Below are 20164 nucleotides of genomic sequence, written 5' to 3'. Positions count from 1 at the left end.
AGTCTACCCGTGAGCAGGCAAAACCGTCTGCGAAGGTCCAGACCAATTTCACGCGTCATTCTCCTTATGGCAAAGGCGATTCCCCATCCCCTCGTTTGGGTAAGCCGGAGCTGTAGTAACAGTTACGGCGGGCTACCTGGGGAGGAACTGCCGTGGAGGGGCCGTTCATACGCGTCGAGGACACCGGTGAGGTCGTCCCGTTGCGCCCCGAGATCACGACGGTGGGGAGGGGCCGCGGTGTCGACATCCGGCTGACCGATCCCAGCGTGTCTCGACTCCATGCCGAGTTCGTCAGGCGAGGACCCTACCTGTACGTCGTTGACCTGGGCCTGTCCCGCAACGGCACGCGGGTGAATGGCAGGCCGATCGCCCGGAGGGTCCTGGACGACGGCGACGTCGTCTCCTTCGGAGCGGCGCGCGGTCGCATCGGCGGGGTACCCCGCGAGGACTTCGCCCCCGAGGTCGAGCTCCGCAGGGCGGCGGCCCCCGAGCTGACCAGACGCGAGGTCGACGTGCTGACCTCGCTCTGCCGGCCGGCGCTGTCCGACGAGGCGTTCGTGGCACCGGCGACCGCGCGGGAGATCGCCGACGACCTGGTCGTGACGGAGGCCGCGGTCAAGCAGCACCTGCTGCGGCTGTACCAGAAGTTCCGCATCCCGGAGGGCACCAACCGGCGCACCCGGCTGGCCAACGAGGTCGTCGCGCTGGGCCTGGTCCGGCCGACCCCCGTGGTGCCGCCGCAGCGCACGGGCACCCCGGCCGACCAGCCGTCCGCGGCGGGCCGCCGGGCCTCGTAAGGTTCTCTAGGCGAAGCGGATCGCGATCGGCGCCTCGGTGAGGGGCGCCGGCAGCGTCAGCGGATCGGAGCCGGGCGTCAGCGTGCCCAGCACCCGTCCCCCGGTGGCGCCCGTGCAGCTCGGCACCGTGGCGGGCAGGCCGTGCGCGGTCAGCCAGCCGAACAGCGAGAAGGCGATCGCCTCCTTGGCCCCGGCGGGCACGCCGAGCTCGTCGCTGGTCACCAGCCGGGCGTCCGGCACGCGGGCGCGCAGCATGCTCATGAGCGTGGGGTTGCGGACGCCGCCGCCCGACACGACCACCGTGTCGAGCCGGTGCCGGCGGATCTCCGCCGCCACGGTCTCGGCGGTCAGCGCCGTCAGCGTGGCCACCAGATCCGGGAGGGGCAGGTCCGCCTTGACGTAGCCCGGTGCGAACAACTCTTTACCGGTCGATTTCGGCGGCTCCTTGGCGTAGTACGGCTCGGCCAGCAGCTCCGCGAGCAGGCGCTCGTCCACGGTCCCGGCCGCGCCGAGCGCGCCGTCCTCGTCGTACGGCGGGGCGGCCGCGTCGATGAGCGCGCACGCGGGGCCGGTGTCGTAGGCGATGGCGGGCTCGCGCACGGTCAGGTTGGCGATGCCGCCCAGGTTGAGCGCGCCGGAGCGGCCCGGCAGCCCGGCCATGAGCAGCAGGTCGAGGTACGAGACGAGCGGCGCGCCCTGCCCGCCGGCCGCGACGTCGCGCGCCCGCACGTCCGACACCACCGGCAGGCCGGTGCGCTCGGCGATCCAGGCGGGCTGGCCGAGCTGGAGCGTGCCCCTGACCCGGCCGTCCTCGACCCAGTGGAAGAGAGTCTGGCCGTGTGAGCAGATCAGGTCGGCTCGCGGCGCGTGCCCGGCGGCCTCCGCGAACGCCTGGCCGATGAGGGTGTCGAGCGCGCACACCTCGCCCATGTCCACCCGGTTCGGCGGCAGGGCGGCCACGATGCGGGCCCTCAGGCCGGGCTCGTACGGCTCCTCGCCGGTGTGCTCGACCACACCGGTGAGGGTTCCGCCGGACAGCGACCAGTCGACGACGGCGCTGTCGATGCCGTCGTGCGACGTGCCGGAGATGAGGCCGAGAACCCGCATCGCGCTCCTTCAGAATCGGTCAGAGCACCACGAAGCCGTTGCTGGGCTTGCTGGTCCGGTTGACCCGGTCCACGGCGACCACGTGGTAGTGGTCTCCCCGCTTGCCCTCCGGGTCGAGCCAGCGCACCTGCCGGTCGCCGGGGACGACGGCGACGAGGTTGCGCGCGTCGTCGAACGCGCCCGCGCCGGGCCGCCGGGAGAAGCGGAAGATGGCGAACTGGAACGGCTCGTCCCGGCCGGTCGCGACCGCGCGCACCTCGACCCCGCCGGGGCGGCGCAGCGCGTAGGCGAGCACGGGGCGGCGCGGCGGCTCGCCATCGGCCAGGCGCGGCAGCACGGGGGCCAGGGCGGGACGCGTGTAGTGGTTGGTGACCGCCGTGCTGATCGAGCCGATGCGGTCCGCGCGCACGTCGTTGGCGTTGTACCAGATGTCGCCGGACACCTGCGGGTGGGCGCGGTTGAGCGTGAGGTGGTCGGACAGCTCCGCCGGGTCCTGCCAGTCGACGGCCTGCGCCGGGTCGCCGGCCTTGTAGGCGGCCTGGCCGATCCACAGCAGCGTGTTCGTGCCGTCGGCCACGCTCGCCCACCAAGGGACGAGCTTGGAGTAGTCGGCGGGCGGCTGGCCCATGTACCAGTAGAGCTGGGGCGCGATGTAGTCGAGCCAGCCCTTCTTCACCCAGCCACGGGTGTCGGCGTGCAGGCCGTCGTAGGACTGGCCGCCGCTCGTGTCGGAGCCGAGCGGGTCGCTGGCCTTGTTGCGCCAGATGCCGGACGGGCTGATGCCCCAGGCGACCTCCGGCTTGACCTCGCGTACGCGCTGCTGCATCTCCGAGACCATGAGGTCGACGTTGTGCCGCCGCCAGGTGGCCAGGTCGGGGAAGCCGGCGCCGTACTGGGCGAAGGCGGCGCTGTCGTCGAAGGCCGTGGTGTTGGTCGGGTAGAAGTAGTCGTCGAAGTGCAGGCCGTCGATGTCGTAGCGGGTGAGCGCGTCGAGCATGGCGTCCTGGCAGAACTTGCGGACCTCCGGCAGGCCGGGGTTGTAGTACAGCTTGCCGCCGAACGGCAGGATCCACTCGGGGTGCTTGCGGCCCGGGTGGTCGGGGTGCAGCTTGGCGGGGTCGGTCTGCATCGACACGCGGTACGGGTTGAACCAGGCGTGGAAGCCCAGGCCGCGCTTGTGCGTCTCGGCCACGGCGAAGCCGAGCGGGTCGTAGCCGGGGTCCTGCCCCTGGACGCCGGTGAGCCAGTGCGACCACGGCTCGAACGACGACGGCCAGAACGCGTCGGCGGTCGGCCGGATCTGCACGAACACCGAGTTGAGCCGGCGCTGCACGGCCAGGTCGAGCCAGGCGATGAGCTCCGCCTTCTGCTCGTCGGCGGACAGTCCCTGCTTCGAGGGCCAGTTGATGTTGGCCACCGACGCGATCCACATGCCGCGCATCTGGTGCAGCGGCGGGACGTACGCGGCCTCCGAGGCGGTCGTGGTGGCGGTGGGGGTCGTGGCGGGATCGGCGTAGGCGGGCAGCGGCACCGCGGACGCGGCGGCGGCGAGGGCGAGACCCTTGAGAAGTGTCCTTCTGCTCGGCATGGGGGGTGGCCTCTCGGAAGCGGTTGTGTCGAGGGCGACGATGACAGAAAATTACCTTCAGTTCAATAATCGTGAAGGAAAATGCCGCGCACGCCGCCCCCGGCGTCACGGGAGATCATCGTCAGCCACAGCCGCCTGGTCCCGGGACCGGCGTAGGAGGCCCCATGACCACTGACCTGTACGGGCTCGCGTCCGCCGTGCTGCAACCCGGCTACGACGGCGTCGATGTCCCCGACTGGATGCGCCGGGCACTCGGGGAGGGTCTCGGCGGGGTCGTGCTGTTCGCCCGCAACCGCCCGGACGCCGAGGTGGTGCGCCGCCTGCGCGCCGAGAGCCCTGATGTGGTGGTGGCCGTCGACGAGGAGGGCGGCGCGGTGACCCGGCTGGAGGTCGAGCACGGCAGCTCGTTCCCCGGCAACCGCGCCCTCGGCGTCGTGGACGACGTGGGCCTGACCGAGCGGGTCGCCCGCCAGATCGGCCGGATGCTCGCCGAGGCCGACATCACGCTCGACTACGCGCCGTCGGCCGACGTCAACGCCAACCCCGACAACCCCGTCATCGGCGTCCGCTCGTTCGGCCCCGACCCGGACCTCGTGGCCCGTCACACGGCCGCCTACGTGCGGGGCGTGCAGGGCGCCGGGGTCGCGGCCTGCGCCAAGCACTTTCCCGGCCACGGCGACACCACCACCGACTCGCACCTGGCGCTGCCCACCGTGCACGTCTCGCGGGAGGTGCTCGCGGAGCGCGACCTGCCGCCGTTCCGCGCCGCCGTCGAGGCCGGCGTCCAGTCGATCATGTGCGGTCACCTGCTCGTCCCCGCCCTCGACCCCGAGACGCCCGCGACGCTCAGCCGTACCGTCCTGACCGAGCTCCTCAGGGGCGAGCTCGGCTACGACGGGATGCTCGTCACGGACGCCATCGAGATGCGGGCGGTCGCCGCGATGCACTCCCCCGGCGAGATCGCGGTGCGCGCGCTCGCGGCCGGCGCCGACGCCGTCTGCGCCGGCCTGGTCACCGAGCGGGGCCTCGCGGAGCTGCGCGACGCCATCGTGGCCGCCGTCCGCGAGGGCGTCCTGCCGGAGGAGCGCCTGGCGGAGGCGGCGGCCCGGGTGCGCGCGGTCTCCCGCTGGTACGGCGCTCAGGCGGCGGCCCGCGAGAAGGCCGTCGCCGACGCCGACCCCGGCGCGGGGCCGGAGGCGGCCCGGGCGGCGCTCACCACGACCGGCACGGCCCGGCTCACCCGGCCGCCGCTCGTCGTGGAGGTCAACACCCGGCTCAGCCAGGCCGTGGACCCGGCCATGCCGACGGGGCTCACGGCGGCGCTGGCCGAGCTGCTGCCCGGGACCGAGCGGGTGCGGATGACGGACGAGGGCACGCTGCCGCCGCTCGGTGATCGTCCTGTCGTGCTGGCCGTCCATGACGCGGCGCGGCACGCCTGGGTGCGGGAGCGGGTGGAGCAGGCCGTACGGGTGCGGCCGGACACGATCGTGGTGGACACCGGTATCCCGGGCCCGCCCCTGGGGGCGGCACACGTCGCCACGCACGGCATCTCACGTGTGTCGGCGCGCGCGGTGGCAGAATGGCTGACCCGATGACCGACCGCCCCACCACCCCCGGCGCCGCCGCGACGCCCCCTGAGACCCGTTCCTCCACCGGCCCACCGGCCGGCACGGCCACCACCACACCCACGACGTCGCCGGCGGGCACCGCCACCGCGCGCAAGGCCGCGGGCGCCTCACCTCCGGAGCCCGCCAACCCGGCCGCCGCTGTCCGGGCCGTGCTGCCGTCGCTCACCCCGGCGGCCCGGGCCATCGCGCGCATCATCCTCGACGACCCCGAGCTGGTGGTACGGAGCACGATCACCGAGTTCAGCGTGGTGTCCGGCACCAGCGAGGCGACGATCGTCCGCACCGCCCGGGTGCTCGGCTACACCGGCTACTCCCAGCTCAGGTTCGCGCTCGCGGCGGCCGTGGCGGTCGCCAAGGAGCCCGAGCGCCTCGTACCCGGCGACCTCGGCCCGGAGGACCCGCTCACCGACGTGATCGCCAAGGTGGCGCGGGCCGAGTCGGAGGCCCTGGCGGACACGGCCGCGCAGCTCGACCCCGGCCAGCTCGGCGAGGTGGTGACCGCCATCGCCGCCGCCCGCCGCGTGGACGTCTACGGAGTCGGCGCGTCGGGCCTGGTGGCCGCGGACATGTCGCAGAAGCTGCTGCGGATCGGCCTGTCGAGCCACCCGTTCGCGGACGCCCACCTGGCACTGACCAGCGCCGCCCTGCTCAGGGAGGGTGACGTGGCGGTGGCCATCAGCTGCAGCGGCGAGACGCCGGACGTGCTCGTACCGGCCCGCACGGCCGCCGAGGCCGGGGCCCTGGTCGTCGGCATCACCAACAACCCGCGCTCGACGCTGGCGGGACTGGCCCACCACACCATGGTGTCGGCGGGCCGCGAGACCGCCTTCCGCCCGGGGGCGCTGGCCAGCCGCATCAGCCAGCTCCTCATCGTGGACTGCGTCTTCGTCGGCCTGGCCCAGCGCACCTACGACACGGCTGACGCCGCCATCCGCGCCACCCGCGAAGCCACAGACCGCTACCGCCTGCGCTGACCCCAAGCCCGAGGCCCCAGAAGCCCCCTAACCCCCGAACCCCGAAACCCAAAGGCATGGCCCTCGCTCCGCTCGGACGCCCCGAGCGGGGCTCCGCCCCGCACCCCCAGCCGGGGCCCCGCCCCCGGACCCCCGAGCCCAGGCCCGAGGCGTTCTCATGTTGTAAGACCCGAGCAGCTGAAGACCGTCAGCGAGCCCACTCGCCATGCCGATGACCCGCCAGGACCGGGGACGAAAGCTGACGGCTAGCCGGGCAGGACGCTGACGTCACCGGAACCGGCGCGGGCCACCACCTTGTGCGGCGAGTTCAGGTCGGTCTTCACCGAGACCGTCGCATCGCCCGACCTCGCCTTGGCGTCCACGTTGTACGGCCCACCGGGAAGCTCGATCTTCGTGTTCCCCGAACCGACCACCAGATCGACGCTGTCGGGAGTGGTGGCGTACTTCAGCGTGGTGTCGCCCGAACCGGCCTCGACCTTGATCTCAGTGCCCGTCAGCCCGGTGCCCTCCAGGTCGCCGGAGCCCACCTTGGCCTTCACAGGGCCACCCAGCGCTTGCAGCCGGATGTCCCCCGAACCGGTCGCCACGTCCACCGCCATGCCCTTGGGCACCTCGATCGTGTAGTCGACCGAGCAGTTGTCCATGGCCTTGGGGCAGTCGTACCTCATCGCCAGGGCGTCGCCCTCCACCTTGTGCTCGGTGGTGGGCTTGGCCGAGGTCCAGCGGAGAGTCTCGGCCACCTTGACGACGCCGCCGTCCGCCGCGCTGATCACGACCTCACCCGCGCCGCCGACCAGGACGAGCCTGGCCACCTTCTCCTTCACCTCGTAGCTGAGGATCGCCTGGTCGGTCGCCTTGGTGATGTTCTGCAGTCCGCATCCCGTCAACACCATCGCGGTGGTCACCAGGCCGCCCGCCAGCACAATCGCCTTCATAAGAGAGGATCATGCAGCATCTCGGCGGCGCGCCGCATTGAGGTATACCCCCCACTGTTCGCTGCGGAATCCCTGACCCCCGCCCGCCCGGGACAGCAAAGACGACTCGCAGAAGCGTGGCGCAAAACCAGACAGCGCCCGACGCACGTCTCCCCCAGGTGGGGCCCGTCGGACGGGACCCACCTCGGTCCATGATCGCAACACCGCCAGGGGTTACGTGGGGCGGCCGCTGTTCACGGGCGCAGCGGCAGGGCGAACTCGCTGTCCGGCCCGGTCCCCCCGCTCGCGGGGTTGGGGACGAGGAGGAGCCGGATGCCTCCGGACGTCCGGCGCTGCCGCTGGGAGGCCCAGGCGACCAGGGTTTCGATGGCGAGCTCGGCCTGGGCTCCGCTGACCTGCCGCGCGGGCGTCTCCGGGCGAACGCATGCCTCCTGGTGCGCGGGTTCCGTACGCAGGGTGAGGTCCGGGAACCTGGCCGCGATCGCGTCCGCCTGGTCGTCGGGGACGGGCCAGCACCATTCGACCGGGCCGTCGCTGTCGTCGCTCACCTCTCCGTGGTAGATCATGAACGGTGCTCCGGCGATCCCCGCGATCCGGGGGACGCCGCCGCGCCGCAGGCGGTGGATGAACAGTTCTCGGCCGATAGACACCACTTCGTCCTGGTGCGCCCGGTGGATGACGCTGAGCAGGCTACGCGCGGGCATGTCGCGGACGGTGACCTCGTGCATGGCGGAGTACATCGCGGGATTCCTTCCGTGAAGGCGGTCAACGAGACGGCCGGCCAGTTCGCGCTGGACTGCGTGCTCGGCCTCGGCTTCGGTCCAGTAGGCGCGGATCTCCTCGGCGGCCGACGCCGTGTCCAGGGCGAGGATGTCCCGGATGCGGGCCAACGGGACGCGGATTCGGCGCAGTCCCGCCACCAGGCGGGCCTGATCGAGTTGCGTGGCCGCGTACCAGCGGTAACCGGTGTCCGGGTCGACGCGGGCCGGCACCAGCAGCCTGAGCTCGTCGTACAGGCGTAGCGCCTTGGGCGACAGACGCGACATACGCGCGAACTCACCGATGCTGACCAGGCCCATGGACGGCTCCCTCGTTCCGGGCGGTCGCCCGGTCACGACCACTGTGCGGCTTCCCCGAAGGTGAAGGTCAAGGATCGTCGCGGACCGGCCCGCCGTACGGGACCAACTCCGGACGCGTTCGCTGGTTCGGCGCGGTGAGCCGCGTGGGCATGTCTACGGGCGGATCCAGCGAGCGAGGGGGCCCGATGAGGGAGCAGGGAGCGGGTGGGGCGGCGACCGTCCGGGAGGCGACGTTCGACGTGCTGCGACGGAACGGGCTGACCACGGTGTTCGCCAACCCGGGGTCCACCGAGGTCACGCTCCTGGGCGGGCTGCCCGACGACCTGAGGTTCGTGCTCGCGCTGCACGAGGGCTCCGTGGTCGGCATGGCCACCGGGTGGGCGATGGGGCACGACGCGCCGGCGCTCGCCGTGCTGCACACCACGGCCGGCCTCGGCAACGCGGTGGGAGCCATCGCGACCGCCCGGGTCAACCGGGTCCCGCTGGTCGTCCTCGTCGGCCAGCAGGACCGGCGGCACCTGGCGCTGGAGCCGTTCCTCGCGGGGCGGCTGGCGGGGCTGGCGGGCGACTACCCGGTGCGCGTGGACCAGCCGGTCCGGGCGCAGGACGTGCCGGGGGCCGTGGCCAGGGCGGTCCACGAGGCGGTCACGTTCCGGGGACCGGCGCTGGTGGTGGTGCCGATGGACGACTGGGACGAGCCGTACGAGGGCGAGGTCCTCGCCGCGCCGGGCCGCCTGCTGCGCGCCCCCGCGCACGCGACCTCGGGTGCGGCGCTGGCGCCGCTGGCCGAGCTGCTGGGCGGGGCGCGGGCCCCCGTGATCGTGGCGGGGGCGGGCGCGTGCCGGGCGTGGGAGCCGCTGGTCGCGCTCGCCGAGCGGCTCGGGTGCCCGGTGTGGCAGGAGCCGTTCGGCGCGCGGCCCGGCTTCCCGCAGGACCATCCGCTGTTCGCGGGTGTGCTGCCCGCCGACCGGCCCCGGCTGCGGGCCGCGCTGTCGGGGCACGACGTGGTGCTCGCCGTGGGCGCGCCGGTGTTCCGGCAGTACCCGTACACGCCGGGGCCGCTGGTCGAGCCCGGCACGGTGGTGGCGCTGGTCACCGACGACCCGTCGGAGGCCCACCGGAGCCCTGCCGAGCTGGCCTGCCTCGCGGACCCGGCCGAGACCTGCGCCCACCTGGCGGCCCTCCTTCCCGCGCGTCCGGCTGGGGACGTCGCCTCTCCGGCGGCCGTGGCGCCGCCGGTGCCCGCGGAGGGGCGGCCGTTGCGGGCCGCGCGCGTGCTCCGGGAGCTCGCCGAACGGCTTCCGGCCGACGCCGTGCTCGTCGAGGAGACCCCGTCGTCCCGGCCGGACCTGCACCGGCTCGTGCCGGCCCGCAACCCTCTCGGGTTCGTCTCGGCCGCGATGGGCGGGCTGGGGTTCGCACTGCCCGCGGCCGTGGGGCTGCGCATGGCCCTGCCCGGCCGGCCCGTGGTGGCGGTCACCGGCGACGGCTCCGCCCTGTACGGCCTGCACGCGCTGTGGAGCGCCGCGCACTACCGGGCCGGCGCGCTGTTCCTGGTGCTGTCCAACGCCCGGTACGCCGTGCTCGACCGGCTCGCGGACCGGTACGGCGCCAAGGCACCCTGGCCGGCCTTCGACGAGGTGGACGTGGGCGGCCTGGCCAGGTCGCTCGGCTGCCCGGCCCGGCGGGTGGAGACGTACGCGGAGCTGACCGCGGCACTGGACGAGGTCATGCCCACGCTGGCGGCCCGCGAGGAGCCCGTGCTGCTGGACGTGGCCGTGGCCGTGGACCTCGACTTCCAGCCATGAGCGTTCCCGGACAGGGCCCATGACGCCCTCTCCGGGACCCGTCGTACCCTTGCCAGATGTCGTCGGCGAGATCCGTACTGCTGGTCAGCGGCTTCGTACTGGCCGCGCTCAACCTCCGGCCGGCGCTCGCCGGCGTCTCCCCGCTCCTCGACGAGATCATGACGGACGTCGGCCTCGCCCCCGCGGGAGGCGGCGCCATCACCACGGTCATGGTGCTGTGCCTGGGGCTGTTCGGCTGGGTGACCCCGTTCCTGGCCCGGCGGATGGGCCTCGACCGGACGCTGCTCGCGGGGCTGCTGCTGCTGGCCTGCGGCGTGCTGATCCGCGCGTCGGGCGGCGCGCCCGCCCTCTACCTGGGCGCCGCCCTGGCCGGGACGGCCATCGCCGTCATGAACGTCGCCATGCCCGGCGTGGTCAAGCAGCACTTCCCCGGCCAGGTCGGGCCGTACACGTCCGTCTACGTCTCCGGCCTCGTCGTCGGCGCCGCCGCCGCGTCGGCGCTCATGGTGCCGCTGGAGCATCTCACCGGGTACGGCTGGCAGGGCGTTTCGGCGCTGGCGGCGGTGCCGGCGCTGGCCGCCGCGCTGCTCTGGCTCCCCCAGGCCCTCCCCGGGCGCCGGACCGCGGACGTCCCCGGTCCCGGCTCCCCCGCCGACGCCGGCGCGGGGACGGGGTCATGGACCGGGACGGGGACGGCGGTGCGGGCCAGGCCGTTCGCGGCGGTGCTGAGGAGCAGCGTGACGTGGTGGGTGACGGCCTTCATGGGGTTCCAGTCGCTGACCTTCTACATCGTGCTGGCGTGGCTGCCGACGATCTTCCAGGAGTCCGGCGTGCCCGCCGACCGCGCCGGATACCTGCTCGGCCTGACCAACCTGGCCCAGGTCGCCGCCACCCTCGCGGTGCCCGTGCACGCGGGGCGCCGCGCGTCGCAGGTGCCGCACATGGCGGTGGCGTCGGCGCTCACGATCGCCGGGTACGTCGCCCTGCTGGTCGCGCCGACCACCGTGCCGTGGCTGTGGATGATCGTGCTGGGGCTCGGCCAGGGCGCGTCGATCGCGCTCGCGCTGCTCATCATCGCCCTGCGCGCCCCCGACCCCGCGTCGGTGACGGCGTTGTCGGCGGTGGCGCAGTCGTGCGGCTACGTGCTGGCCGCCCTGGGGCCGCTGCTGATCGGGCTGCTGCGGCAGGAGTCGGGCGGCTGGACGGTGCCGCTGCTCGCCGGCCTGGCGGCCTGCCTGGTCCAGACCGTGGCCGGCGTGTACGCGGCCCGTCCCCGCCTCGCCCGTCCCTGAGCGCGATTCCGGCCGATCGGCAACCCCGCAGGTCAGTGGGGGTGTCGTCGTTTGATACACAGGAAGGGAAGGCCTCCGGCGACAGGAGTGGCCATGCGCGCGACCGTTCTGCACGCGCCCCGTGACGTCCGGATCGAGGACGTCCCCGACCCCGTCATCCAGCGGCCCGGTGACGCCGTGGTGCGCGTCGTGCTGACCTGCATCTGCGGCAGCGACCTGTGGCCGTACCGCGGTGAGGCCGAGCGGCAGCCCGGCGGGCGCATCGGGCACGAGTTCCTGGGGGTGGTGGAGGACATCGGCTCCGACGTGTCCGGCATCCGTCCCGGTGACCTGGTCGTGGCGCCGTTCAACTGGTGCGACGGCGTCTGCGACTTCTGCGCCGAGGGGCTGACGAGCTCCTGCGTGAACGGCGGCTTCTGGAGCGTGCCCGGGTCGGACGGCGGCCAGGGCGAGGCCGTTCGGGTGCCGTTCGCCGACGCGACCCTGGTCAGGCTGCCCGCCGAGGCGGCCTCCGACCAGCGGCTGCTGACCGCGCTGCTCACGCTGGCCGACGTGCTGTCCACCGGCCACCACGCGACGCTCGCGGCGAGGGTCCGGCCGGGCGTCACCGCCGCCGTGGTCGGCGACGGCGCCGTGGGGTTGTGCGCCGTGCTGGCCGCCAAGCGGCTGGGCGCCGACCGGATCGTCATCCTCGGCCGCCACACCTCCCGTACCGACCTGGCCCGCGTGTTCGGCGCGACGGACGTCGTCGCCGGACGCGGCGACGAGGCGGTGGAGGCCGTCATGGAGCTGACCGGGGGCGAGGGCGCGCACGCGGTGATCGAGGCGGTCGGCACCGAGCAGTCCATGCGCACCGCCGTCCACATCGCCCGTCCCGGCGGCGCCGTCGGTTACGTCGGCGTCCCGCACGGCAGCGGCAACGGCCTGGACATGGAGGTCATGTTCACCCGCAACCTCACCGTGGGCGGCGGCGTGTGCCCCGTCCGGCCGTACATCTCCGAGCTGCTGCCCGACGTGCTGTACGGCGACGTGGACCCGTCGCCCGTGTTCGACCTGACCGTCGACCTCGACCACGTGCCCGACGGCTACCGGGCGATGGACCAGCGGACCGCGACCAAGACGCTGGTCACGCTCTGACCGCGTCCCGCCCCGGCGTGGCCGGCTCGGGGAGCGTCCGGAACAGCAGCCAGCTCAGGAGGGGCAGCACGACCAGCGGGGCCAGGGCGGTGCGCAGGGAGGTGGCGTCGGCGACGGCCCCGATGACCGGGCCGGCCAGGCCGCCGACGCTGACGGTCAGCCCGAGGGTGATGCCGCTGGCGGTGCCGACGCGCGTGGGCAGGTAGTCCTGGCCGAGGGTGACCTGGAGCGAGAACGGGACGTACAGTCCGGCGGAGGTCAGCGCCACGAACGCGTAGATCGCCGGGCCGGGGACGAACACGGTGCCCGCCACCGCCACGACGGTCACCAGGTACGCGCCGCGCACGACCGTCACCCGGTCCCAGCGCTCGGCCAGCCTTCCGCCCAGCACGGTGCCCACCGCGCCGCCGAGGTAGAGGACGAACAGCGCCGCCGTGCCCGCCGCCGTACCGCCACCGGTGCGCTGCCGGGCGTAGAACGAGATGAACGTGCTGAGTCCGACGAACACGACGGACCGGCACACCACGGCCAGCGCCAGCTTCACGAACGACGCCCTGTCGTCGGCCCCCACCGGGACCGCGGCGCCGGATCGGGCGCGTGACGTCCGGTCGAGGGCGCGCAGGACGGGCAGGCACAGCACGCTGCCGGCGAGCGCGGGCAGCACGAGCAGCGGTGTGAGCCGCAGGCCGCCGGTGGCGACGACCGCGGCGACCATGACGGGCGCGACGGCGAACCCGATGTTGCCGCCGAGCGAGAACCAGCCCATCGCGCTGTGGCTGCCGTCGCTGGCGAGCCGGGCGACGCGGGCCGACTCGGGATGGTACGCGGCGACCCCGATCCCCGACACGGCCACGAACGCCAGCGTCAGCGCGTACGAACCGCTGAGCCCGCTCAGGCCGATCCCCAGGCCGCCGAGCACCGTGCTCACAGGCAGCAGCCAGGGCATCGCCCACCGGTCGGTGAACGCCCCGAACAGCGGCTGCGCCACCGAGGACAGCAGCGACGCGGCGAGCACGACGCCCGAGGCGGCGGCGTAGGTGTAGGCGCGCTCGGCGACGAAGAACGGTACGAGCGCCGCCACGGCGCCCTGGTAGACGTCCACGCAGGCATGCCCGACCGACAGCAGGATGATCGCTCTGTTCCTTGGCACCTTCCCATGCTCTCGGCGGGCCTCCCTGTCGTGCTTCCGATAACCTGCCAATCGATGACGAGAATCCGCCACCAGCCGGCGGCGCCGACCCGCGCGCAGTGGCTGGCGTCCGGAGCGGCCATCGACGCCCACCGCCACGACGACCACCAGATCGTCTACGCCGCCCGCGGGGTGCTGGCCATCACCACCGGCGCGGGCTCGTGGATCGCCCCGGCCACCCGCGCCATCTGGGTGCCGGCCGGGACCGTCCACGCCCACCAGGCCCACGGCGAGCTCGAACTCCACTTCGTCGGCCTGCCCGCCACCGACAACCCGCTCGGCCTTGACGAGCCGACGGTGCTGTCCGTCGGCCCCCTGCTGCGCGAGCTGATCATGGCCTACACCCGCGCCCCGCACGACGACGGCCCCGAACGTGGGCGGCTGCGCGCCGTCCTGCTCGACCAGCTCCGGGCCTCGCCCCAGCAACCCGTGCACCTGCCGGCCCCCACCGCCCCACGGCTGCGGGCCCTGTGCGACCTCCTGCGCGCCGATCCGGCCGACAACCGGACCCTCGCCGCCCTGGGCCGGCAGGTGGGCGCGAGCGACCGTACGCTGTCGCGGCTCTTCAAGGCCGACCTGGGGATGACCTTCCCCCAGTGGCGTACGCAGCTCCGCCTCCACCACGCCCTGGTCCTGCTGGCCGAGAACACGCCGGTGACGGCGGTGGCGCACCAGTGCGGCTGGTCGTCGGCGAGCGCGTTCATCGACGTCTTCCGCCGCGCCTTCGGCCACACCCCGGGCGCCCACCGGCCCTGACCTTGCGCGAATATGTAGACCGGTCTAGTTTGAACGCATGGGACAGAAGGGCGCCGAGACGCGGGATCGGCTGCTGGACGCGACGCAGGAGCTGGTCGAGACCGGAGGATACTTCGCCGCGGGACTCAACCAGGTGATCGCGGCCAGCGGCGCGCCCCGGGGCTCGCTTTACTTTCACTTCCCCGACGGCAAGGACCAGCTCGTCGGCGAGTCCGTACGGCGGGCCGGGCAGTCGATCGGCACCGCCCTGGAGGAGCTGGCCGGCTCCAGCCCGTCACCGGCCGAGTTCGTCCACGACGTGCTGCGGCATCTGGGCGACCGGCTGGAGGAGTCGGGCTGGCGCAAGGGGTGCCCGGTGGCCACCGTGGCACTGGAGATGGCGGCCGCCAGCGACCCTCTCCAGGAGACCTGCTCGGAGGTCTACGCCTCGTGGGAGGCGGCCCTGCGCTCCCGGCTGGCCGGCCACCCGGACGCCGACGACCTCGCCGTCACGATCCTGGCCATGATCGAGGGGGCGCTGCTGCTGGCCAGGACCCACCGCAGCAGGGAGCCGCTGAGCCGGGTCGCCCGCCAGGTCACCGCCCTGCTCCGCTGACCCGGCCCGCCGCACCGGCGGGCCCTTTTCGGCCCAAAAAATATGTAGACCGATCTGTTTTAGGAGTCCCATGGACGCGATCGTCTTCGGCGCCACCGGGTTCGTCGGGCGTCACCTCGTCGCCGAGTTGCTCGGCCGGGGGCAGCGGGTGGCGGCGGCCGTGCGCGCCGACACCCTCACCCCCTGGCTGGCCTCCCAGGGCGTCGGCACCGGCCGCCTGACCGTCGTCACCGCCGACGTCACGCGACCGCTCGACGGCCTGCCCGAGGCGCGCGACGTCTACAACACCGCCGCGCGGTACGCCTTCGGCCTCGGCGTGGAGGAGGCGCGGGCGACCAACGTGACCGGAGCGGTCAACGTGCTGGACTGGGCCGCCGGGCTGCCCGCGCTGCGCAGGGTCGTGCACGTCAGCGGGTACCGGGTGAGCGGGCCCGGCGGCCGGCCGGACTACGCCGGGCTGGGCGCCTACGAGGCGTCGAAGGTCGAGGGCGATCTCGCGGTGCGCGCCCGCGCCCGCGAGCTGGACGTCCCGCTGACCATCGCCAACCCCAGCACCGTCATCGGGCCGGACCAGTACATCGGGCTCGCCGCCCTGGTCAAGGACCTGTGGAACGGCAGGCTGCCCGCGCTCCCCGGCGGGCGTGACGTCTTCGTGCCGATCGTCACGATCGACTACTTCACGCGGTTCCTGGCGGAGATCCCCGCATTCCCCGCCGGTGAGCACCACTGGGTGCTCGACGACGCCACTCCTCTCCTGCCGGAGCTGGTCAGCATGATCGCCGGCCACGTGGGCGTGCCCGCGCCGCGCCGTACCGTCCCGGTCGGGCTGCTGCGGCGCCTGCCGCCCAAGCTCACCGGCGCCGACCCCGAGACGCTGTCGTTCCTGTCGGCCGACCGCTACCCGACCGCCTCCGCCCGCGCCCTGGCGGCGTCCGCCGGCCTGGAGATGCCTCCGGCCGCCGACGCCCTGCGCGCGTGGGCCGACGACCTGGTCGCCTCCCGCTTCGGCGCCGCGTCGCCCTGGCTGCGCCCGTACGGCTACCGCGACGTGGCGGGCAGCCGCACCTGGGTGGCCGGAGAGCCCCACCACCCCGCCCACGTCCTGCTCCACGGGCTGCCGATGAACGCCGACCTCTGGGCGCCGCTCGGCGCCCACCTCGACGGCCCCGTCCTGGCCCCCGACCTGCCCGGCATGGGCCGCTCGGCCGCCGCCGACCGGCCGCTGGACGCCTGGCTGGCCGACCTGCTGCGCCCGGTGCGCACCCGTCCCACGCTGGTCGCCCACTCGATGGCGTGCGGGCCCGCGCTCCGCTTCGCGGGCGAGCACCCGGACCGCGTCGGCAGGCTCGTCCTCGTCTCCCCGGCGTTCCTGCAGGCGCCCGGCCCCCGTCTCACCCGCTCGATCCTGGCCGTGCCGACGATGCGCCGGATCTCCGCCGAGCACCTGGCCCGCGCGCTGGGCGCCCCGGAGGGGCCCGCGGTGACGAGCGCGGCGGCGGACCTGCACCGTCCCGGGGTGGCGCGCCGGGTGGTCGCGGCCCTGCGCGAGGACTTCGCCGGCCGCGAGCGGTCACGGGCCCTGCTGGCCCGGGCGCGGGTCCCCGTCGAGATCATCGTGGGCTCGGCCGACCCGCCGGCCGCGCGGGCCGGCTTCCCGGTGCACGAGATCAGCGGCGCCGGGCACTACCCGCAGCTCACCCATGCGGCCCAGGTCGCCCGCCACCTCGGCGCGGTCTCCGGCCCGATCGGCCGATGACACCGGCGGCTGCCCGGCGGGGGGAAGCAGCGGGGACCCCTGGGAGCTTCCGTTCCCAGAGGTCCCGTCGAGCGAGCCGCCGTGTCAGCCGGTGATGAGCTTGACCGAGAAGTCGAGCGTGGTGCCGTGGACCTCGTAGGTCGCGGTCTGGCCGTTCTGGGCGTACTGGACGAGCGTGTCGCCGGACTCCGTGTCGCCCCCGTCAGCGTGGACCCGCGGCCTCAACGATGCGCCCACCGGGACCTGGGTCGTGTCGAGCTTGATCGTGCGGGTCTGGTCGATGGGGTAGCTGCCGGAGTCGGGCGGGCTCTCGGCGAACTGACCGGTGTTCGGGTCGAGGTACTCGACGTTGAAGTGCATGTCGAAACCCGCGTTGTTGGTACAGGCGATGTTCTCTACCTGAAGCACTGTGCCCCCTGATCTGTGCGAACGTGATCGTGTTCCTCTCGGTGATTCCCCCTGGGGAGTGACTCCGTGTGTGGATCTCGTCCGGTTTTCGGCGACCGAATCACCAAGATTTGTGCATCAAGATCCGGTGATGGCCGCACGCGGTGAGCCGGCCGGCGAGGGGGCCGTGTACTGCTCCTGGGCGTCAAGGAGCTCGTCCCAGTGCTCAGCCGCCCACGCGCACGCGGAGTACAGCGGCGCCAACATGCTGCGGCCCAGCGGCGTCAGCGCGTACTCCACCGCCGGTCTCGGGTCGGCGCGCACCGTGCGTGAGACGAGCCCGCCTCGCTCCAGGCCGCGTAGCGACTGTGTGAGCACCTTCGGGGTGACGCGGCGCAGCGGCACCCGCAGCTCGGAGAATCGGCGGGGGCCGTCTTCCAGGCAGCGAATGACCAGAGCCGCCCACTTGTCGCCGAATCGGAACGGCAGCAGCGAGGACGGACACAGTTCGTCGAACATGTCCGGAGGCAGCGGCTCGCGGTGCGTCATGCTCTCTCCTGCCTGTCGGCTGGGTCCGGCGGCTGGTCTCGGTACCCAGGAGGTAACCGCCCTTGCGGCTACCTTTCGGGAGCATCGAGTCAACAGGAGGTATTCCGACGATGAGCAGGTTCGTGATTTTCGGAGCCGGTGGCCGGGCCGGCCGGCAGGCCGTCGCCGAAGCGCGCCGGCGTGGACACCAGGTCACCGCGGTGGTCCGCGACCCGTCCCGCTACGGCGGCTTGGCGGACGAGGGCGTACGGGTCGCCGCCGGGGACGTCACCGACGCGGCGGACGTCGCCGCCCTCGCGGCCGGGCACGACGTCGCGATCAACGCGGCGGCGGAAGTCGGGCCGGAGGCGTTCTTCACCAGCGCCGCGCACGCCCTCATCAAGGGCCTGGGACAGGCCGGGGTGGACAGGCTCGTCGCGGTCGGGCTCGCATCGCTCCTGCCCGGCCCCGATGGGACCGGCCTGCTGGACATGCCCGGTTTCCCCGCCGAGTTCCGGCCCTTCTGCCTGGCGCACGCCGACGGTCTCGCGGTGCTTCACGCCGAAGGGGGCGCGCTGGACTGGGTGTACGTCAGCCCGGCCGGCGACTTCGACCATGAGGGGGAGCGCACCGGCCATTACGAGATCCGCGAGCACGGTGACCCCGCGGCGCGCATCTCCTATGCCGACTTCGCCCTCGTCCTGCTCGACGAGGCCGAGACCCCACGGCACCACCGCAGCCACCTGGCCGTGTCATGACGGCATGACGTAGCAGGCGCGTACCTTCGCCGGCAGGCGGGTCATGTCGCCTGCCCGCGAGTCTCCTTCTTTTCGCGGAGGAGCGCGTGGAGGTCGGCGACGGGGCCCAGGTGCCCGAGCTTGTCCGGGTTGATCACCGAGCGGATGATCTGGATGCGTCCGTCGAGGATGTCGAGCGCCCAGATGTTGATCACCCTGCCGTCGCGGTCGCGGAGGATCGCGCCCGGCTGACCGTTCACCTCGTACGTCTCCAGCGCGGCGCCCATCCGGATGAACGGCGGCACGGTGACGGCCAGGGCGCGAGCGATCTTGTCGACGCCGTGAACGGGGATCTTCCCCCCGACCTTGCCGCCGCCGTCATTGACCAGCTGAGCGTCGGCGGCGAGGAGCGCGCGCAGCCCGGCGACGTCCCCTTCCCTGAAGGCGTCGAAGAACCGGCCGGCGAGTTCCGCGCGCTTCCTCCGGTCGGCCTCGAACCGGGGCCGGCCGTCCTGCATGTGGCGGCGTGCCCGTGACACGAGCTGGCGGCATGCCGCCTCCGAGCGATCCACCGCCGAGGCGACCTCCGCGAACTCGAACCCGAACACCTCCCGGAGCACGAACACCGCGCGTTCGAGCGGGCTCAGGCGCTCCAGCAGCAGGAGCGCCGCCATCGACACCGAGTCGGCAAGCTCCACGGAGCGTTCCGGGTCCTGATAGGGGTCGGCGAGCAGCGGTTCGGGCAGCCACGGCCCGACGTACTGCTCCCGGCGAACCCGGGCCGAGCCCAGCACGTCGATCGAGATCCTGGTGACTGTCGTCGAGAGGAACGCCTTGAGGGAACGCGGTCGCGTCGAGGTCTTCGCGTAGCGCAGCCAGGTCTCCTGGACGGCGTCCTCGGCCTCGGTCACGCTGCCCAGGATCCGGTAGGAGATCGAGAACAACAGCGGTCGAAGTTCCTCGAATTCCTGCTCTCGCGTCATCCCAGCCCGTCCTCGAAGCCCCGACGCCAGGAAGGCTAGCGCAGCCCCCCGCCGAGCCGGCCACCAGCCCGCGCCCACCCCATGTCACAACCGGGCGGGCTACGTCGTCTCAGAGGGCATGACGAACACGCGACACACCTCGGTACTGATCACCGGCGGCAACAAGGGACTCGGCTTCGAGTCGGCCCGGCGGCTCGGGGAAGAAGGCTGGACGATCTTTCTCGGCTCGCGCGACGAAGGCCGCGGCCGGTCGGCCGCCGACAAGCTGACCGCCGGCGGCGCGAACGTGGTCCTGGTCCCGCTGGACGTGACCTCGGACGAGTCCGTGGCCGACGCCGTACGGCTCGTCCGGGAGCACACCGACCGGCTGGACGTGCTGATCAACAACGCCGGCGCGCCGGGGAACATCGTCGCGCCCGCGGACGCGACGGCCGAAGAGATCCATTCCGTCTACGACACCAACGTGTACGGCCCGATCAGGGTCACGCACGCGTTCCTCCCCCTGCTGCGGGCGGCGGACAATCCGCGGGTGGTGATGGTGTCCAGCGGTGGCGGCTCCTTCGCGGTCGTGACCGATCCGGAGCAGCCCGTCTCGAAGATGCACGAGCTCGCCTACAGCTCGTCGAAGGCGGCGCTGAACATGATCACGGTCCGGTACGCCCAGGCGCTCCCGGACATCAAGTTCAACGTCGCCACCCCAGGAGAGGTCGCCAACCGCAAGTTCGCCGCCACGGACATGAACCACCACACCGGCGAGCTGACGGTCACCGAGGGCACCGACTCGATCGTGAAACTCGCGATGATCGCCCCCGACGGCCCGACCGGCACCTTCATCGACCGCCTCGGCCCCGTCGCCTGGTGACCGCCGCGCGACCGACCCAGGCGTCG

General features: G+C 73.2%; 19 protein-coding genes. 11 read left to right on the top strand and 8 right to left on the bottom strand.

Annotation, left to right across the window (positions count from 1 at the left end; genetic code table 11):
- Positions 1-152 precede the first annotated feature (152 nt).
- The gene (locus AB0H64_RS17135; protein WP_310708360.1) at positions 153-797 is read left to right on the top strand and encodes an FHA domain-containing protein; all 645 of its coding nucleotides are present in this window, start codon (positions 153-155) and stop codon (positions 795-797) included.
- A 6-nt stretch (positions 798-803) separates the two neighbouring features.
- Here AB0H64_RS17135 and AB0H64_RS17130 read toward each other — a convergent pair whose 3' ends face one another.
- Positions 804-1904 (bottom strand): anhydro-N-acetylmuramic acid kinase, encoded by a 1101-nt coding sequence (locus AB0H64_RS17130; protein WP_357624911.1) that lies wholly within the window; start codon positions 1902-1904, stop codon positions 804-806.
- Positions 1905-1923: 19 nt separating this feature from the next.
- Positions 1924-3492 carry a family 10 glycosylhydrolase gene (locus AB0H64_RS17125; RefSeq protein ID WP_357624908.1) on the bottom strand — a complete coding sequence of 523 codons (1569 nt, stop codon included), beginning with the start codon at positions 3490-3492 and terminating at the stop codon, positions 1924-1926.
- 164 nt (positions 3493-3656) lie between these two features.
- Between AB0H64_RS17125 and AB0H64_RS17120 the strand changes: the two genes are divergently transcribed.
- Entirely contained in the window at positions 3657-5087 is a 1431-nt protein-coding gene (locus AB0H64_RS17120) for a glycoside hydrolase family 3 protein (protein ID WP_357624905.1), read from the top strand.
- Entirely contained in the window at positions 5084-6094 is a 1011-nt protein-coding gene (locus AB0H64_RS17115) for a MurR/RpiR family transcriptional regulator (RefSeq protein ID WP_357624903.1), read from the top strand. Before AB0H64_RS17120 ends, AB0H64_RS17115 begins: the two co-directional genes overlap by 4 nt.
- Before the next feature lie 245 nt (positions 6095-6339).
- On the opposite strand, the gene AB0H64_RS17110 is transcribed toward AB0H64_RS17115, so the two are convergent.
- Positions 6340-7029 (bottom strand): DUF4097 family beta strand repeat-containing protein, encoded by a 690-nt coding sequence (locus tag AB0H64_RS17110; protein ID WP_357624901.1) that lies wholly within the window; start codon positions 7027-7029, stop codon positions 6340-6342.
- Positions 7030-7262: 233 nt separating this feature from the next.
- Positions 7263-8108 carry a helix-turn-helix domain-containing protein gene (locus tag AB0H64_RS17105; protein ID WP_357624898.1) on the bottom strand — a complete coding sequence of 282 codons (846 nt, stop codon included), beginning with the start codon at positions 8106-8108 and terminating at the stop codon, positions 7263-7265.
- A gap of 185 nt (positions 8109-8293) precedes the next feature.
- On the opposite strand from AB0H64_RS17105, the gene AB0H64_RS17100 reads away from it, so the two are divergent.
- The 3 genes from AB0H64_RS17100 (at position 8294) to AB0H64_RS17090 (ending at position 12345) form a co-directional block, all read left to right on the top strand.
- Positions 8294-9916 (top strand): thiamine pyrophosphate-dependent enzyme, encoded by a 1623-nt coding sequence (locus AB0H64_RS17100; protein ID WP_357624895.1) that lies wholly within the window; start codon positions 8294-8296, stop codon positions 9914-9916.
- 56 nt (positions 9917-9972) lie between these two features.
- Positions 9973-11208, top strand: coding sequence for an MFS transporter (locus AB0H64_RS17095; RefSeq protein ID WP_357624894.1), 1236 nt, complete (start codon positions 9973-9975; stop codon positions 11206-11208).
- A gap of 93 nt (positions 11209-11301) precedes the next feature.
- The gene (locus tag AB0H64_RS17090; RefSeq protein ID WP_357624891.1) at positions 11302-12345 is read left to right on the top strand and encodes a zinc-dependent alcohol dehydrogenase family protein; all 1044 of its coding nucleotides are present in this window, start codon (positions 11302-11304) and stop codon (positions 12343-12345) included.
- Here the strand turns inward: AB0H64_RS17090 and AB0H64_RS17085 are convergent.
- Positions 12335-13495 (bottom strand): MFS transporter, encoded by a 1161-nt coding sequence (locus AB0H64_RS17085; RefSeq protein ID WP_357624889.1) that lies wholly within the window; start codon positions 13493-13495, stop codon positions 12335-12337. The two genes, AB0H64_RS17090 and AB0H64_RS17085, sit on opposite strands and share 11 nt — an antisense overlap.
- A gap of 54 nt (positions 13496-13549) precedes the next feature.
- Between AB0H64_RS17085 and AB0H64_RS17080 the strand changes: the two genes are divergently transcribed.
- The 3 genes from AB0H64_RS17080 to AB0H64_RS17070 all read left to right on the top strand — a co-directional run bounded on the left by AB0H64_RS17080 (position 13550) and on the right by AB0H64_RS17070 (position 16641).
- Positions 13550-14290, top strand: a complete 741-nt coding sequence (locus tag AB0H64_RS17080) for a helix-turn-helix transcriptional regulator (protein ID WP_357624887.1) — start codon at positions 13550-13552, stop codon at positions 14288-14290.
- A 37-nt stretch (positions 14291-14327) separates the two neighbouring features.
- Positions 14328-14885 carry a TetR/AcrR family transcriptional regulator gene (locus AB0H64_RS17075; RefSeq protein ID WP_357624884.1) on the top strand — a complete coding sequence of 186 codons (558 nt, stop codon included), beginning with the start codon at positions 14328-14330 and terminating at the stop codon, positions 14883-14885.
- Between the two features lie 70 nt (positions 14886-14955).
- On the top strand, positions 14956-16641 hold the full coding sequence (locus AB0H64_RS17070) for an alpha/beta fold hydrolase (RefSeq protein ID WP_357624882.1): 1686 nt from the start codon (positions 14956-14958) through the stop codon (positions 16639-16641).
- A gap of 84 nt (positions 16642-16725) precedes the next feature.
- On the opposite strand, the gene AB0H64_RS17065 is transcribed toward AB0H64_RS17070, so the two are convergent.
- Together AB0H64_RS17065 and AB0H64_RS17060 are read right to left on the bottom strand one after the other, a co-directional pair.
- Positions 16726-17049, bottom strand: coding sequence for a hypothetical protein (locus AB0H64_RS17065; protein WP_357624879.1), 324 nt, complete (start codon positions 17047-17049; stop codon positions 16726-16728).
- Between the two features lie 117 nt (positions 17050-17166).
- Positions 17167-17577 carry a helix-turn-helix domain-containing protein gene (locus AB0H64_RS17060; protein ID WP_357624877.1) on the bottom strand — a complete coding sequence of 137 codons (411 nt, stop codon included), beginning with the start codon at positions 17575-17577 and terminating at the stop codon, positions 17167-17169.
- A gap of 110 nt (positions 17578-17687) precedes the next feature.
- On the opposite strand from AB0H64_RS17060, the gene AB0H64_RS17055 reads away from it, so the two are divergent.
- Complete coding sequence (locus AB0H64_RS17055) at positions 17688-18314, top strand: NAD(P)H-binding protein (RefSeq protein ID WP_357624875.1); 627 nt, start codon at positions 17688-17690, stop codon at positions 18312-18314.
- 41 nt (positions 18315-18355) lie between these two features.
- Here AB0H64_RS17055 and AB0H64_RS17050 read toward each other — a convergent pair whose 3' ends face one another.
- Positions 18356-19276, bottom strand: a complete 921-nt coding sequence (locus tag AB0H64_RS17050) for an RNA polymerase sigma-70 factor (RefSeq protein WP_357624873.1) — start codon at positions 19274-19276, stop codon at positions 18356-18358.
- Positions 19277-19394: 118 nt separating this feature from the next.
- On the opposite strand from AB0H64_RS17050, the gene AB0H64_RS17045 reads away from it, so the two are divergent.
- Complete coding sequence (locus AB0H64_RS17045) at positions 19395-20138, top strand: SDR family NAD(P)-dependent oxidoreductase (protein WP_357624871.1); 744 nt, start codon at positions 19395-19397, stop codon at positions 20136-20138.
- The last annotated feature ends 26 nt before the right edge of the window (positions 20139-20164 follow it).

This window comes from Nonomuraea sp. NPDC050733, assembly GCF_040654215.1.
Taxonomy (GTDB): Bacteria; Actinomycetota; Actinomycetes; order Streptosporangiales; family Streptosporangiaceae; genus Nonomuraea.
The sequence above is the reverse complement of the archived record's forward strand: the minus strand, read 5'-3'. Positions and strand labels throughout refer to the sequence as shown.